The 15,796-nt window shown below is 68.5% G+C and carries 14 protein-coding genes; 5 read left to right on the top strand and 9 right to left on the bottom strand.

Features of this window, described 5'->3' with window-relative positions:
- Positions 1-129: 129 nt before the first annotated feature.
- The 3 genes from ABJF88_05995 to ABJF88_05985 are packed head-to-tail and all read right to left on the bottom strand — an operon-like array spanning position 130 to position 4,855.
- Positions 130-2,562, bottom strand: a complete 2,433-nt coding sequence (locus ABJF88_05995) for a zinc-dependent metalloprotease (protein MEP0546463.1) — start codon at positions 2,560-2,562, stop codon at positions 130-132.
- 53 nt (positions 2,563-2,615) lie between these two features.
- Positions 2,616-3,941: an FAD-binding oxidoreductase gene (locus ABJF88_05990; GenBank protein ID MEP0546462.1), complete on the bottom strand. Its 1,326-nt coding sequence runs from the start codon at positions 3,939-3,941 to the stop codon at positions 2,616-2,618.
- Positions 3,938-4,855, bottom strand: coding sequence for a UbiA family prenyltransferase (locus tag ABJF88_05985; protein MEP0546461.1), 918 nt, complete (start codon positions 4,853-4,855; stop codon positions 3,938-3,940). The genes ABJF88_05990 and ABJF88_05985 overlap by 4 nt, the downstream gene beginning before the upstream one ends.
- Positions 4,856-5,018: 163 nt before the next feature.
- On the opposite strand from ABJF88_05985, the gene ABJF88_05980 reads away from it, so the two are divergent.
- The 5 genes from ABJF88_05980 to ABJF88_05960 all read left to right on the top strand — a co-directional run bounded on the left by ABJF88_05980 (position 5,019) and on the right by ABJF88_05960 (position 10,088).
- Entirely contained in the window at positions 5,019-6,455 is a 1,437-nt protein-coding gene (locus ABJF88_05980) for a glycine--tRNA ligase (protein MEP0546460.1), read from the top strand.
- Between the two features lie 111 nt (positions 6,456-6,566).
- Positions 6,567-6,980 carry a toll/interleukin-1 receptor domain-containing protein gene (locus ABJF88_05975; GenBank protein ID MEP0546459.1) on the top strand — a complete coding sequence of 138 codons (414 nt, stop codon included), beginning with the start codon at positions 6,567-6,569 and terminating at the stop codon, positions 6,978-6,980.
- Between the two features lie 14 nt (positions 6,981-6,994).
- Positions 6,995-7,411, top strand: a complete 417-nt coding sequence (locus ABJF88_05970) for a toll/interleukin-1 receptor domain-containing protein (GenBank protein ID MEP0546458.1) — start codon at positions 6,995-6,997, stop codon at positions 7,409-7,411.
- A gap of 77 nt (positions 7,412-7,488) precedes the next feature.
- Positions 7,489-9,033 carry an AbgT family transporter gene (locus ABJF88_05965; protein MEP0546457.1) on the top strand — a complete coding sequence of 515 codons (1,545 nt, stop codon included), beginning with the start codon at positions 7,489-7,491 and terminating at the stop codon, positions 9,031-9,033.
- Between the two features lie 233 nt (positions 9,034-9,266).
- Positions 9,267-10,088 (top strand): hypothetical protein, encoded by an 822-nt coding sequence (locus tag ABJF88_05960; GenBank protein ID MEP0546456.1) that lies wholly within the window; start codon positions 9,267-9,269, stop codon positions 10,086-10,088.
- Positions 10,089-10,172: 84 nt separating this feature from the next.
- Here ABJF88_05960 and ABJF88_05955 read toward each other — a convergent pair whose 3' ends face one another.
- The 6 genes from ABJF88_05955 to ABJF88_05930 form a co-directional block, all read right to left on the bottom strand.
- Entirely contained in the window at positions 10,173-11,048 is an 876-nt protein-coding gene (locus ABJF88_05955) for an aldo/keto reductase (GenBank protein MEP0546455.1), read from the bottom strand.
- 78 nt (positions 11,049-11,126) lie between these two features.
- Positions 11,127-11,528: a TerB family tellurite resistance protein gene (locus ABJF88_05950; GenBank protein ID MEP0546454.1), complete on the bottom strand. Its 402-nt coding sequence runs from the start codon at positions 11,526-11,528 to the stop codon at positions 11,127-11,129.
- 103 nt (positions 11,529-11,631) lie between these two features.
- A complete protein-coding gene (locus ABJF88_05945; GenBank protein MEP0546453.1) occupies positions 11,632-12,816 on the bottom strand; it encodes a CaiB/BaiF CoA-transferase family protein in 1,185 nt (394 codons plus the stop codon).
- Positions 12,816-13,577: a ParA family protein gene (locus ABJF88_05940; GenBank protein MEP0546452.1), complete on the bottom strand. Its 762-nt coding sequence runs from the start codon at positions 13,575-13,577 to the stop codon at positions 12,816-12,818. The genes ABJF88_05945 and ABJF88_05940 overlap by 1 nt, the downstream gene beginning before the upstream one ends.
- Before the next feature lie 103 nt (positions 13,578-13,680).
- The gene (locus tag ABJF88_05935; GenBank protein ID MEP0546451.1) at positions 13,681-14,820 is read right to left on the bottom strand and encodes a hypothetical protein; all 1,140 of its coding nucleotides are present in this window, start codon (positions 14,818-14,820) and stop codon (positions 13,681-13,683) included.
- Positions 14,821-14,988: 168 nt separating this feature from the next.
- On the bottom strand, positions 14,989-15,795 hold the full coding sequence (locus ABJF88_05930; GenBank protein ID MEP0546450.1) for a helical backbone metal receptor: 807 nt from the start codon (positions 15,793-15,795) through the stop codon (positions 14,989-14,991).
- Position 15,796 lies beyond the last annotated feature (1 nt).

Here is a 15,796-nt window from a genome sequence, read left to right as displayed (position 1 = left end):
CTTCCGCTCTTCCGCTCTTCCGCTCTTCCGCTCTTCCGCTCTTCCGCTCTTCCGCTCTTCCGCTCTTCCGCTCTTCCGCTCTTCCGCTCTTCCGCTCTTCCGCTCTTCCGCTCTTCCGCTCTTCCGCTCTCAATGCCCGATCGGCGAGCCGGGCGGGATGCGGAGGGGTGCAGGCTCCGAGGCTTCGTTGGCGCTGCGGTCGAGGAAGCGCTGGATACCGGCGCGGAGCCAGCGACCGTGAGCCGTCGCTTCATTGTCGCTGGAGGGGGTGCCGAGCAGGCCGTGTATCGTCCGCAGGTGGTGCTCGGCTCGGGCGCGGACCGCCGAGGCCGCGCGGCGGTCGTCGGCGAGGCCGATCAACGTCTGCACCCATACGGTCTGCACCGTCCGGTTCAGTTCGGCTTCGTACGCATCCGCCGTTCGGGTCGCGAACACGGCTTCCGTCGTCGCGCCGAGCACCGCGCCGAGGCCGGGGAGCGAGCCGTCGAAGTCGTGCTGGTAGACGAGGCGCGCGGCGCGGTCGGGGTCGACGAGGAGGCCGAGGACGAGCGTCGCGACGGCTTCGGCGGGGGCGACGGGGTCGAGCGTCGGGCCCGTGCGACGGTCGAACCGTTCGCGGTCGTCGTAGTAGCCCGGCGGGCGCGGCGGAATGAGCGTGAGCGCGGCGTCGGGGAGTCGGAGTTCTTTCGGGTCGAGCGCGGCGAGGAGGGCGTCGAGCGCGGCGCGCTGCCGGTCCCCGGCGACGGATTTGGGCGGAGCACTACCGTCGCCGCGCACGGTGTAGCTGTATGTCACCCCGCCGACGAGCTTCGCCACGCCCTCGACCTGGTAGCGGTGGCGGAGGTAGAGCGGGACGAGGACTTCTTCTAGCGTCGCGAGCGGCTGCCCCGCGCGGATCACCGCCCCGCCGAAGCGGGCGAGCGCGGTGCGCCGCACTGCCATCTCGGTGTCGAGTGCCGCCACCGGGTCGCCGAAGTTGTCCCACAGGATCGCCGCCGGGGCCGCCGCGCCGGGCGAACGGGCGTCGGCGTCGGAGAGGTAATCCAGCCCGCGCTCGCGGTTCTCGCGGAGGATCGTTTCGAGCCCGTCGGCTTCGGCATCCGTTGCGAACGGCGTGTAGCCGTAGCGCACCGTCTGCACGTCCCACGGCCCGACGCCGACGGCGTAGGCCTCGCTCACATCCACCGACCCATCAGCGGCGAGCGTGACGAGCGGAGCCGGATAGTCCATCACGGAGGAGCGCTCGTAGGTCGAAGCTGCGAAGTTGTGCGCGATGCCGAGCGTGTGGCCTACCTCGTGCGCCGAGAGTTGGCGGAGGCGGGCGAGCGCGAGCGCGAGCATCGGGTCATCGTCGGGCGCGAACCCGGCTGCGTCGTCGTCGGTGTACGGCGCGAGGAGGCCCTCGGCCAGCAGGTAATCCTGCCGGACGCGGAGCGAGCCGAGCGAGACGTGGCCCTTGATGATCTCGCCGGTGCGCGGGTCGGTCACCGACGAGCCGTAGCTCCAGCCCCGCGTCGCGCGGTGGACCCACTGGATCACGTTGTAGCGCACGTCGAGCGGGTCCGCGTCGTCGGGCAGCATCTCGACGCGATAGCCGTCGCGGAAGCCGGCGGCCTCGAACGCGGCGGCCCACCACCGCGCGCCGTCGAGGAACGCGCTGCGGACCGGCTCCGGGGTACCGGGGTCGAGGTAGTAGACGATGGGCTCGCGCGCGGCGCACCGGCCGTTCGCGTCGGGCCGACCCGCACATTCGAGCCGGTGACGGGCGATGTAGCGCTCGGTGACGGGCTCGCCGATGGGGTTCGCGTAGTCCTGCCACGCTACGCCGAAGTACCCCGAACGCGGGTCGAGCACGCGCGGCGTGTAGCCGTCGTCGGGAAGGCGGACGAGCGAGTGGCGGACGCGAACGGTGACGGCTTCGGGGTCGGCGGCGACGTCGCGGACGTAGCGGCCGGGCTCGCTGCTCGTGAATGTCAGCCGCGCTTCGAGTTCGGTGTTATCGGGGAAGGCCTTGAGGACGGCGGGGTACGGCGTGCTGCGTCCGGCGTCGAGCGAGAAGCTGCCCTGCCCGGTGGCTTTCAGCCGCGCGGCCACGCCGTGCGCATCCCTCACGACGAACGGCGTCGCATCGACGAGTACGCGGTCGCCCGTCTCGGCGGCCACGTCAAAGGCCCACACGACGCTCTCGGCGAAGGCGTCGCGGACGGCGCGCCGCTCGGGCTCGCTCTCCGAGTCGGCGCGGAAGCCGAGGTTGGGTTGCACCATCAACACCTTCGGCCCGACCCGCTCGAACCGCACGACGCGCTCCCCGCCGAGCTGCCCGCGGTCGAGCCCGACGTCGTTCGAGCCGAGCCCGGCCGTGAGCGCGACGGAGTACAGCAGCTCGTCGTCGAACCGCTCGATTTCGAGCCAGACCTTCCCAGCGCGGGCGTCCCAGTAAACCGGCACGAAGCCGTCGCGACGTTCCAGCCCTTCGGTCTTGGCCTCGATGGTTGGGAGCGCGTCGTCCTGCGCGTGGGCGACGAAGGGGACGAGCAGGAAGAGGAGAGCGAAGCGGCGCATCGGCGGGGATCGGTTGGGTTCGACCGAAGATAGCCGCCGGCTCGCAACCGTCCTTACTCCTCCGTCACGCGGCGCCAGAAGCTCGACGAAAAGGCCGGGTCGATGTGTTCGCGGAACGCTTCCCACTCGGGGTAGGACTGCTGGAAATCCTCGGCCGTCATGCAGGCGTCTTTGGCGGGGTAGAGCCGCCCGCCCGCAGAACGCACGAGCGCGTCGAGCTCGCGGAAGAGCCGCCGGGTGGTCTCGCCCCGGTTCGGGAAGTCGAGCGCGAGCGTGACGCCGGGGCGCGGGAACGACAGCAAGCCCGGCGACTCGATCGCCCCGAACGTCTTGAGCACGGCGAGGAACGACGCCTGCCCCGCGCGCGCGATCCGGTCGAGGATTTCGCGGACCGCCGCGTGCCCGTCGGAATGCGGGACGACGAACTGGTACTGGAAGAACCCCCGTTTCCCGTAGAGCCGGTTCCAGTCGCCGACGGCGTCGAGCGGGTAGAAGAATGGCTCGAAGTGCGTTCGCTTGCGGACGACCGGTTTCAGTTGTTGCCGGTAGTAGAGCGCGTTGAAGGCGCGCACCGTCAGCGGGTTCAGCAGGCGCGAGGGCGCGTCGAGTGGGACGCGAACGCGGGGCGTCATCGGGTCGCCGGGCGGGGGGAGCGGCGGGCCGTCGGGCGGTCCGGGCGCGTGGTCGCCCTCGATGTAGAGCCCGCGACCGAGGTTCGCGCCCGTCGCCGTCGTGTCGATCCACGCGACGGTGTAGCGCGAGCGCGCGCTGGCCGCGTCGTTGATGCGGAAGAAGGCGTCGAGCGAAGGGAAGCGCTCGCGCCGGAGGTCGACGTGCTCGTTGGCGACGGGCGTGAGCTGGATCTCGGCCCAGCGGATCAGCCCCGTCAGCCCGAGCCCGCCGATCGTGGCCCGATACAATTCCGCGTGTTCATCGGGCGAGCAGACGAGCTTCTCGCCGGAGGAGCGCCACAGCTCGAAGCGGCGGACGAAGCGGCCGAATGTCCCGTCGCGGTGGTGGTTCTTCCCGTGGACGTCGTTCGCAATCGCGCCGCCGACGGTGACGAACTTCGTGCCCGGCGTGACGGGCAGGAACCACCCGGCAGGCACGGCGACGGCAAGCAGTTGCGCGAGCGTCAGCCCCGCCTCGCAGCGAATCACGCCCGTGTCGGTGTCGAAGGCGAGCACGCGGTCGAGCGCGGTGGTGTCGAGGAGCGTGCCGCCGTTGTTGAGGCAGGCATCGCCGTACGAGCGGCCCCGCCCGTAAGCCAGCATCGGCGGCGCGTCGGGGAGCGCGTCGGCGTCCGTCTGCAGTCGCTCGATGCGGTCGGGCGTCGAAGCCGGGACGCGGCCCCACGAGGCGTAGCGGCGCGCGGTCATAGCGTCGCGGCCAAGAGCATGAGGCCCATCAGCGCGAAGACGGCGTAGCTGGTTCGGTCCTTCGCGGCGAAGAGGATCGGGTCGTCGTCTACGCGCCCGCGCTCGGCGAGGAGCCACACCCGCGTCATCCAGTAGAGCAGGAGCGCGCCGACGAGCCACAGCAGCGTCGGGCGCTCGTAGAGCATCGTGACCTCGGGGCTGCTGACGTAGAGGACGAGGACGAGGACCGAGAGGTAGCCCGACGCGAGGCCGGCGGTGCGGAGGACGGGGAGGTCGTCGCCGCGGTAGCCGCGCCCGTGGAGCGAGCGCTCCGGCGCCACGTCGAGCCGCTTGAGTTCGGCGAAGCGCTTGACGAGGGCGAGGGCGAGGAAGAAGAACATAGAGAACGCCAGCAGCCACTCCGAGACGGGCACGCCCGTCGCCGCGCCGCCGGCGAGGATGCGGAGGGTGTAGAGCCCCGCGAGCACGAGGACGTCGAGCACGGGCTGCCGCTTCATCGCGAAGGAGTACGCCAGCGTCGTGGCGAGGTAGACGGCGAGGGCGACGAGGAACGCGCCGGGCAGCGCCGCCCACGCAATCGCGAACGCGGCGGCTAGGAGCACGGGCGCGAGTACGTAGCCTGACGCGGGCGAGAGCGCGCCCGAGGCGAACGGGCGGTGCCGCTTCGCCGGGTGCTGCCGGTCGGCCTCGCGGTCCACGAGGTCGTTGACGACGTAGCCGAACGAGGCGCACAGGCTGAAGGCGACGAAGCCGAGCGCGGCCTGCCCCCACTGCCCCGCGTCCATCACCTCGTGCGCCATCAGCATCGGCACGAAGAGGAGCACGTTCTTCACCCACTGGTACGTCCGCAGCGCGCGGTTCAGTGCGGCGAGGCGACTGATCGCCGGGACGGGAAGGGAGGGAGAGACGGCCATGGGACGAAATATACAGGAGCCCGCGCCCCGGTTCGCCCGACCGAGGCGGCGTTTTGGCCGGTTGTTCGTCGTCGGGGGTGGATGGAGTGCTTCCGGCCCGGCTACCTTCCGGCAGACGCAGCGTGCTGCGTCTCTACTTTCCTCCCTTCGCCCCAGCATCCTCATGGCCGACCTCGACACGATCGTCTCGCTCTCCAAACGACGCGGCTTCATCTTCCAGTCCTCCGAGGTCTACGGCGGCCTCAGCGCCGTCTACGACTACGGCCCGCTCGGCGTCGAACTCAAGCGAAACGTGAACGCGCGGTGGTGGCAGGCGATGGTCTACCGCCACGACAACATCGAGGGCATCGACGCCGCCATCCTCATGCACCCGACGGTGTGGAAGGCCAGCGGCCACGTCGACGCCTTCAGCGACCCGCTCATCGACGACAAGGCGTCGAAGATGCGCTACCGCGCCGACCAGCTCATCGAGGGCTACATCGACAAGCTCCGGCGGAAGGGGAAGGACGACGAGGCCGACCGCGTCTACCAGTCCCTCGTCGACGCGCTCAACGCGGAGAACCCGTCCGCTGCGCTCCACGCCGTCATCATGGCCGAGGAGATTCGCAGCCCCGACAGCGGCGCGTTCGACTGGACCGACGTGCGGCAGTTCAACCTCATGTTCGAGACGCACATCGGGCCGGCGTCGGACTCCGAGAGCAAGGTGTACCTCCGGCCCGAGACGGCGCAGGGCATCTTCGTGCAGTACCAGAACGTCCGCGAGACGGCCCGCTTGCAGGTCCCGTTCGGCATCGCGCAGATCGGGAAAGCCTTCCGCAACGAGATCGTCGCGCGGCAGTTCGTCTTCCGCATGCGCGAGTTCGAGCAGATGGAGATGCAGTACTTCGTCAAGCCCGGCGAGCAGATGGAGGCGTACGAGGAATGGAGCGCGAAGCGGATGCAGTGGCACCTCAACAACGGCATCCGCCTGAGCAAACTCCGCTGGCACCAGCACGAGAAGCTCGCCCACTACGCCGACGCCGCGCAGGACGTGCAGTACGAGTTCCCGATGGGCTGGCAGGAAGTCGAGGGCATCCACAGCCGCACCGACTTCGACCTCAGCCGGCACCAGGAGTACAGCGGCAAGAAGATGGAGTACTTCGACCCGCAGACGCAGGAGCGCTATCTCCCCTACGTCGTCGAGACCTCCGTCGGGCTCGACCGGACGATCCTCATGATCCTCTGCGACGCCTACCGCGAGGAGGAGGTCGGGGGCGAGCAGCGGGCCGTGCTCAAGTTCCACCCGGAGATCGCGCCCTACACCGCCGCCGTCTTCCCGCTCGTCAAGAAGGAGGGGATGCCCGACATCGCGCACCGGATCGAGGAGGACCTCCGCAAGCAGTTCAACGTGTTCTATGACGAGAAAGGCTCCGTCGGCAAGCGGTACCGGCGGCAGGACGAGATCGGCACCCCGTTCTGCATCACCGTCGACGGCGACACGCTGGAGGACGACACCGTGACGATCCGCGACCGCGACTCGATGGAGCAGGACCGGATCCCCGCCGCGAACGTCCGCCGCTACATCGAGGACCGCATCGGGAGTTGGACGCCGGAGGACTGAACTATAGTAACAAACTCTGCGTATGTGCTTTCATCTGCATAGCAGAAGGGCTATGCTAGACCGTATCCTCGGTGAGGACATGCTATCCAGATAGAAGGGAGGGTAGACTCCATGACGGTATTTATCAGCTATGCGCACAGCGATAGATCGCTCGCGACGGAGGCTGCGCAGGCGTTGAAGAAGCAGGGCCTTCGCGTGTGGCTAGACGCTTGGGAGATTCTGCCAGGTGATAATTGGTCGGCTAAACGCGGAGATGCCCTCCGTGACGCTGATGCTATGGTGCTGCTGCTAACAAACCGCGGCATTCATTCCCATACCATCGAACAAGACCTCTCCTTTGCTACGAGCGAGAGGCGGTTTAAAGGACGCGTTTATCCTATCTACGACGGTCAGGAAGCGATGAGCGAAGGGCCGTGGGTTCTCAAGCGTCTTCAAGGCATCAGACTTGATGAATATCCTGAGCGCGAAGAAGCCTTTCATGTTGTGGCAGACCAGATTAAGAAGGCTACGCCCTCGTATTCCTGACTGGTGCAGTTGCTATGCCCCCTGACGAGGTATTCCTTTCGCATGCCAGCCAGAACTCTAAGTTCGCTTCTGAACTGGCAATTGAGATTAGGCGGCATGGGATTCCAGTTTGGTATAGCACTACCAATCTGGTAGGAGCACAGCAATGGATGGACGAGATCGGGAGTGCTCTTCAGCGTTGCGACTGGCTCGTCGTGGTGCTTTCTCCAGATTCTGTCAACTCTATGTGGGTGAAGCGAGAAGTCAGCTATGCGCTTCAGGAGCAGAGATACGAAGGGCGTATCGTTCCGCTTCTACTCGAAGACTGTGATGTGGAAAGGCTGTCGTGGGTGCTGGGAATGATTCAGCGGGTAGATGGGAGAGGAGGCTTGGCAGAGGCAGTCCGTGAGGTCCTCAGAGTATGGGGAATTGGATACAGGCACGCTAATTAGGTAGTACGTCCTCGCCACATCTCGCGGTCGGGCGCTACCTTCGGGGCGCCCGGCCGTTTTCACGTACCCCGCTTCCGATGGAGACTCCCACCACCGAACAGAAAGGCTTCGCCCGCGTCCTCGGCGTCATCGAGCGCGTCGGGAACGCGCTCCCGCACCCGGCGACGCTGTTCGCGCTCTTCGCCGGGCTCGTGATCGTCTTCTCGTGGGTGTTCAGCCTGCTCGACATCGAGGCGGTGATGCCGCGGACGGGCGAGGTCATCCGCCCGGTGAACCTCGTCTCGGTCGAGGGGCTGCACCGGATTCTGACGGAGATGATCACGAACTTCACCGGGTTCGCCCCGCTCGGGACCGTGCTCGTCGCGCTCCTCGGGATCGGCGTGGCGGAGCGGAGCGGGCTGATCGGGACGGGCATCCGGCTCCTCGTGTTGAGCGCGCCGCCGCGGCTGCTGACGTTCGTGATCGTGATGGCGGGCGTGCTCTCAAACACGGCGAGCGAGGTCGGCTACGTCCTCCTCGTCCCGCTCTCGGCCATCATCTTCCTCGCCGTCGGGCGCCACCCGATCGCCGGCCTCGCGGCGGCGTTCGCGGGCGTCTCCGGCGGCTACTCAGCCAACCTTCTGCTCGGCACGATCGACCCGCTCCTCGCCGGGCTCTCCGAAGAGGCCGCCCGCATCATCGACCCGACGTACCTCGTCAACCCGGCGGCGAACTACTACTTCATGTTCGTCTCGACATTCTTCATCGCCGCGGCCGGGACGTGGGTGACCGAGCGGATCGTCGAGCCCCGCCTCGGGAAGTTCACGGGCGACGTGGAGGCCGAGGAGATCCACGACCTCACGGCCGACGAGAAACGCGGGCTACGGTGGGCGCTCGTCTCCGTCGTCGTCCTCACGGCGCTCGTGTTGTGGGGCCTCGTCCCCGAAGGCGGGTTCCTGCGTGAAGTGGGGACGGACAGCGTGCTCCGCTCGCCGTTCATGCAGGGGATCGTGGCCGTCATCTTCATCGCCGCCAGCATTGCCGGCATCGCGTACGGCCTCGGTGCGAAGACGCTGAAGAGCGACGCCGACGTGATGAACGGGATGGGCGACGCGATGTCCACGCTCGGCATCTACATGGTGCTCGTGTTCTTCGCCGCGCAGTTCGTGGCGTACTTCAAGTGGACGAACCTCGGGCTGATCTTCGCCATCAACGGGGCGGCGGGGCTGCAAGCCCTCGACCTCGGCCCGATCCCGCTGATGATGCTTTTCATCCTCCTCTCCGCAGTCATCAACCTCGCGATGGGGAGCGCATCGGCGAAATGGGCGATCATGGCCCCGGTCTTCATCCCAATGTTCATGCTCCTCGGCTACTCGCCCGAGCTGGTCCAGACCGCCTACCGCATCGGCGACTCGACGACGAACATCATCTCGCCGATGATGAGCTACTTCGCGCTCATCATCGCCTTCGTCGAGCGCTACGACAAGAAGGCCGGGATCGGGACCGTCGTGGCGACGATGCTGCCGTACACGTTCGTCTTCCTCGTGATCTGGATGATCCTGCTCATCGTGTGGCTCGTCTTCGGTCTCCCGCTCGGACCGGGCGCACCGATGTTCATCGAGGCGGCGCCGGTCGGAGGCTAGCGTCGATGGCGGAGCACTGGGCTCGCGCCCAGGTCCGACGCGTCGGCGTCCCGTATCGGTACCGGGCGAGCGGGGAGACAGGCCGAATACGAATGGGGACGGAGACCGTCGGCTAAGGCCGGACGCGAGGGGCTCTGCGTACCAATTACGGCCGCTTAACGCTGTACGGCACGGAGCTGGTTACTTTGGGCGTGTTCGTTCATCGTACCCACCCACCACCACGGTACTCCCCCATGAACACCCAAGCCACTCCCGCGCGCGGCCTCCTCGCCGTGTGCCTCCTCTTCAGCCTCTCCCTCGCCGCGTGCGACAGCGCCGACCCGGATCCGAGCGCGGAGATCGCGCCGCCGGTCATTACCCCCGAAGCGTTCGACCTCTCCGACGCCCTCTTCCCCGACTCGAACCGCGGCGGCGAAGCGCGCCTCGGCGGCGATAACTTCGCGAACGCCGCCATCCGCGTCGGCGCCGTGACGACGATCGTCGGGCTGAATCTGCTGATCCCGAAGGCGGTGACGGCCGCCGCGCTCAACGCCGACCCGTTCGTCGAGGACGGGACGTGGATCTGGTCGAACACGATCCGCATCAACCAGCAGGACGCGACGTTCCGCCTCGCCGGGACCCCCGAGGGCACCTCGGTCGACTGGAGCATGCAGATCACGGCGACGGACCCTGAGACGGGCGAGGTCTACGACGACTTCGAGCTTTACACGGCGCAGACCGCATTCGACGGCGAGTCCGGCGCGTGGCAGCTCTACTACCGCATCGACGACGTGCGCACGCGCGTGCTCGAAGCCGATTTCGACGCCGAGAGCGAGGACGACAAGACCCTCCGCTTCGCCGTGCCCGCAGGCGTCGGCGATGCCGGCGGTGACGATGTGGTCTACGGCACGAACGGCGACGGGCGCTCGTTCGATTGGGACCAGGCCAGCGAAGGCAACACCCACCTCATCGCGTGGGACGCCGAGACTGGCGCCGGCTCCATCACCGCGTCGAATTACAACGAGGGCGAGCGGGCCTGCTGGAACGAGGCGTTCGACGACGTCGCGTGTAACTAGCATCGCCCACAGCACCGATCAAAACGGAGCGGGGACGGCATCGGCTGCCGTCCCCGTTCTTCGTTTCGTGTGTCGACGTGTCGGTCAGGCAGCTTCGGGCGCGGTGGCTTCGGTCATCTGCTCGTAGAGGTCGTCGGGAAGCTCCAACTCGGCGGCGGCGACGTTCTCTTCGAGGTGTTTGACGGACGACGTGCCGGGGATGAGCAGGATGTTCGGCGAGCGGCGGAGCAGCCACGCGAGGGCCACCTGCGCGTGCGTCGCGCCGGTCTGCTTCGCGGCTTCGTCGACGGGGCCGCCTTTCTCGGTGAGCTTGCCGGCTTCGAGCGGGTACCACGGGATGAACGCCAGTCCCTCGGCTTCGCAGTAGTCGACCACGTCCTCGTGGCTCCGGTCGCCGAGGCTGTATTTGTTCTGCACGCTGACGATGGGGAGCACGGCGCGCGCGGCCTCGATCTCCTCGACGCCGACTTCGCTGAGGCCGACGTGGCGGACTTTGCCCTCGTCCTGCATGTCCTTCAGCACCCCGAACTGGTCCTCGCGCGGCACCTCGGGATCGATCCGGTGGAGCTGGTAGAGCGGGATCGCGTCGAGCTTCAGCCGACGGAGCGACATCTCGACGCACTGCCGGAGGTAGGCCGGACGTCCGACCTCCTTCCACTGCTGCGGTCCGGTGCGGACGAGCCCGCCCTTCGTCGCGACGACGAGGCCGTCGGCGTACGGGTGGAGCGCTTCGGCGATGAGGTCTTCGGAGACGAACGGGCCGTACGAATCGGCCGTGTCGATGAAGTCGACGCCGAGCTCGACGGCGCGGCGGAGGACGCGGAGGGCCTCGGCGTGGTCGGCCGGCGGGCCCCAGATCCCTTTACCGGTGATGCGCATGGCGCCGTAGCCCATGCGGTGGATCGGGAGGTCGCCGCCGAGGGCGAAGGTGCCGGCGGCGTGAGCGGGGAGGTTGGACATGAAGACGAAGGGAGAGAGGAGAGGGCGGATAAGTTGTTCAAACGCGTATCGCTCGCGGAGGTGCCCGCTCCCTCGGCGTCAATCGGCGCTGTCCTCTCCGTTCGCCTCGTCCATGTCGAACGCCGTGCGGATGCGGCGGATGGTGCTGGCCTCCTCGACGGAGAGGAACCCGTCGGCCTGGGCGATCTGGCCGAGGTCCGACAGCACGCGCCGGCGGAGCTTAGGGGAGAGGGCGGCGCCCATCGTGCGAGCGAGCACGTCGGGGCTGTCGCTCATGCCGCTGCGGACGGCTTTGTGGGCCGTGTCCACGATGGCTTCGGCGTCAGACGTCGTGAGGTCGGGCATCCACCAGCGGAGGAGGCGGAGGACGATGTGGTGCTCGGCGGGGTCGAAGTTGCGGTCCGACTCGTACGCGACCGACAGGTAGAGGAGGACGAGGGTGTGCAGGTCGTCGGCCGCGATGGGCGCCTGAGGGGGCATGGGAACGGAGATGGCTGCGGAAGGGAGACGGGCGGAGGCGTGCGGAAGGGGCGACTCGGAAGCGCTAACCCGCTTGCGCGTAAATGGCTCCGGGCATCGGCGCTCAGCCGACGACGCCCGCGCGGGCGAGCCGTTCCACCTCGTCGTGGGAGTAGCCGAGGTACGCCGTGAGAATCTCGCGGGTGTGGGCGGCGTAGCGCGGCGGCGGAGCGAGGGGAATGGGTGTCTCCTCGTCGGAGCGGAACGCGACGTGGCGGACTCCCGCAAGCGCGCTCTCTTCGTCGCGCACGACCATGTCCTCGGCGGCGGGGTGGGCGAACACGGCGGGGAGATCGTTGACGGCGCCGGCGGGGACGCCGCGTTCGGCGAGCGCGGCGAGGAACTCGTCGCGGCGGCGCTCGGCGATGCGCTCGGCGAGGAGGTGGTTCAGGAAGCCCCGGTTCCGCACGCGCTGCTGGTTCGTCGCGAAACTGGGCGCGGCGGCGATCTCGCTCAGCCCGAGCACGTCGCAGAGCGCGGCGAACTGCCGGTCCGTCCCGACGGCGAGCACGACGGCCTCGCCATCGGCGGTCGGGAAGAGGGTGCCGTAGGGTGCGATGTTCGGGTGATCCGAGCCCAGCCGCTGCGGGGCGCGCCCCGCCGTCAGCCAGTTCGTCGCCTGGTTGACGAGGGCGGCGACGGCGCTCTCGAAGAGCGACACCGTCACCGCGCCGCCGCGCCCCGTCCGTTCCCGCTCCCACAGGCGGACGAGCACGGCCTCTTTCACCTGATGCGCCGCGAGCACGTCGACGAGCGCGACGGGCATCTTCACGGGCGGGCCATTGGCCGCGCCGTTCATGAACGTGAACCCGCTCTCGGCCTGAATCACCGCGTCGTAGCCCGCCCGCGCGCTGTCGGGGTAGCCGACGATGTGGGCGTAGATCAGCCGGGGGTTCAGCGCACAGAGCGTCGCCGCGTCGGCGCCGAGCCGCTCGGCATCGCCGGGTTTGTACGAGGCCACGACGAGGTCGGCGCGGCGGGCGAGGTCGTGGAGGACGCGCGGGCCGTCGGGCGCCGTGAGGTCGAGGGCGAGCGACTGCTTGCCCCAGTTCGCGGCGGCGAAGTAGGCCGAGCGGTCGTCGCTGGGGGGCTCGGAGGGGAGCTTCCAACGGCGCGTCACGTCACCGCCCGTCGCCGGGTTCTCCACTTTGAAGACCGTCGCGCCGAGCTCGGCGAAGAACTGCCCGACGCTCGGCCCGGCGAGCACGCTCGCGAGCTCCACCACGACGAGGTCGGCGAACGGGCGCATCACGCGGCCTCGAGCTCGTCGTAGAGTCGGACGAACGCGCGCGAGAGCTTGTGCTTCGGCGCGAAGTGGACGAGCGGCGTCGCGGCCTCGTGCGACTCCCGCATCTTCACCGATGTCGGCAGGAGGGTGTCGAGCACGGGGAGGCCCTCGGCCTTCAGCTCGTCCACGACGCGCTGCGGGAGGTTCGCCTGCGCCTGGAACTGGTTCACGACGATGCCCTCGACGCGGAGGTCGGGGTTGTGGTCGGACCGGACCTCGGCGACGTTGTCGAGGAGCGAATAGAGGGCGTGGCGCGAGAAGGCGTCGCAGTCGAACGGGATGAGGCAGGCGTCGGCGGCGATGAGCGCGGAGAGGGTGTAGAAGTTGAACGCGGGCGGCGTGTCGATGTAGACGGCGTCGTAGCCGTCGAGGGCTTCGAGCCCATCGCGGAGCTTGTTGATCTTGTGCTTCGCTTCGAGCCGGCTCTGCAGCTCGTTGAGCTCGGGCGAGGCGGCGACGAGCGCGAGGTTGTCGTACGGCGTGTGGAGCACGAACTCGGAGAGGGCGTCCTCGGAGAGGCGGAACGAGAGGAACTGCTCGAAGAACCCAGCGACGGTGACCTCGGGCAGCGCCGGGCCGAGGAGATACTGCGTCGCGTTCCCCTGCGCGTCGAGGTCGAGGAGGAGCGTGTTTAGCCCGCGCTGCGCGCTGAGCGCGGCGAGGTTGACCGCGATGCTGGACTTGCCGACGCCGCCTTTCTGGTTGAAGATGACTCGTCGCATCGGGAGGATGGGTGGGTGAGGGGAGGCCCGAAGGTCGCGGCTTTTCTGCAGACGCGCAACAGGGCGATCCCGCAGAGTGTGCGAAAACGTGAGGCCGGCCCGCTTACTCCTCGGCGAGCCCCATCCGCTGTTGCCAGCACGCCACGTCCGCGCAGTCGCGCGTCAGCAGCCGGATCCGCGTGCTCTCGACGAGCGGCCCCGGCTCCACCCACAGCCCGAACGCGGCGTCCGTCGCCCCGAACGGCCGGTCCGGCCGCGCGAGGTTGAACGTGACGACGTTGTGCAGCGCGAGGACCACGACGAACGCGAGCAGCCAGCGCCGGTGCTCGGCCAGCAGCACGCCGACAGCGATCAGCACGAACGGGACGATGGGGAGGAGGTAGCCCACGTCGAGCGGGAAGCGGAGGAAGAGCGCTTCGTACGCGACCGGCACGGCGAGGCAGAGGGCGAGGAGGGCGGACCGAGGAAGGGGACGCCGACGCAGCGCGAACACGCCGAGCCCGGCGAGAAATGCCGTGGCCGGCAGCCCCCAGAAATAGAGGCTCTTGTAGCCCCAACGCCCGAGCCGCAGCGGCCACGTCCACAGCTCGGGCCCGCCGAGTCCGGCCGGCTCCAAAAAGCCCAGCGTCCACCCGAACTCGTAGGCCGAGGGGAGGTAGCACGCCGCGCCGAGCAGTCCGGCGACTACCGTCGACCAAAACACGCGGCGTCGGTCCTCGGGCGCGGTGCCCCACGCGAAAGCGAGCACGCCGACCACGGCGAACAGCATCGTGAACCGGCTGCCCACGGCGAGGCCGAGGAGGACGCCCGCCAGCAGCCAGCGTCGGTCGAGCAGGACGGCCCACCCGGCGAGGAGGAAGCCGAGGCCCCAGACGTGGTCCATCGTCGCTGCCGCGTTCGACCAGAAGATGGGGTGGAGGGCTAGGCCGGCGGCGAGCAGGAGGGGAGCCGAGAGCCGGAGCCGCTCGGCGATAGCGAGGAACGCGCCGAGCGCGACGAGCGCGAGGGCGAGGGTGCCGAGGTTGCTGAGCACGCTCCCGCCGACCGCGTTGAGCCCGGCGGTGGCGAGTTCGGGCACGAGGTAGCCGGGGTTGCGCGAGCCGATGTACTGCCCCTCTTCCAAGAGGACGCGACCGGTGCGGACGATCCGGTACGCGTCGTCGTCGGCCCCGTAGCCGAGGAAGAGCCACGGGGCATAGAGCAGCGCGCAGCCTGCGAGGAAGAGACGAGATCGGTCGGGCACGGGCGGTGCGGCTGTGGAGAGAGCCTCTTCTCCGATGTCATCCTGAGCGGAGCGTAGCGGAGTCGAAGGATCTCTGTTGGCGGAACGTCGGCTCAGGAAAGATCCCTCGACGAGCTCGGGATGACAGGAATGCCTTTTCGGTGAGTTGCTCGACGGAACGATGTGGAATCAGCGGGGGAGGTCGCGGGCGAGGGTGCTGCGGAGGCCAGCGACGTACGGCGGCATCAGGCGCATCCGGCTGCCGTACCACGAGAATAGCTCGCCGTCGACGAGCCGCACAGGCACGCCGGGCACGGCGCGCTCGACCTCGGCAATGTGTGCCTCGCCGAACGGGAACGGCTCGCTCGACAGCAGGATCACATCGGGCTCGGCCGCTGCGATCTCGTCTGCTGTGACTTCGGGGTAGCGCGCCCGCTCGCCGAACACGTTTTCGAGCGAGGCACGGCGGAGCACGTCGTGGATGAACGTGTCGCCGCCCACCGTCATCCACGGGTCGCGCCAGATGAGGTAGCAGATGCGCAGGGGCGAACGCGCGGCGAGGGCGGCGAAGCCCTGCTCGATCTCCGTCGCGAGTGCCTCGGCCCGTTCGCTCGGCCCGACGAGCCGGCCGACGGTGCGGACGAGGGCGAGCGCGTCGTCCACCGTCGCTACATCCGTGACGAAGACGGAAGTCACGGCGTCGAGCGCTTCGACCTGCTCGCGGACGCTCTCTTCGAGGTTGGCGAGGACGAGGTCCGGCGCGAGCGCCGCCACGCGCTCGACGTTCACGTTCTTCGTCCCGCCGACGATCTGCTTGGCCGATTTCCAGCCCGCCGGGTGGACGCAGAACCGCGTCAGGCCGACGACTTCGGCGTCGAGCCCGAGGTCGGCGAGCAACTCAGTCTGGCTCGGGACGAGGGAAACGATGCGGCGCGGCGGCGCGTCGAGCGTGAGCGTCCGGCCGCGGGCGTCCGTAGCGGAGAGCGGGAACGGCACC

This window comes from Rhodothermales bacterium, assembly GCA_039944855.1.
GTDB lineage: Bacteria > Bacteroidota > Rhodothermia > Rhodothermales > JANQRZ01 > JBBSMX01.
Note: the sequence above shows the minus strand (reverse complement) of the source record. Positions and strands in the feature narration are given on the sequence as shown.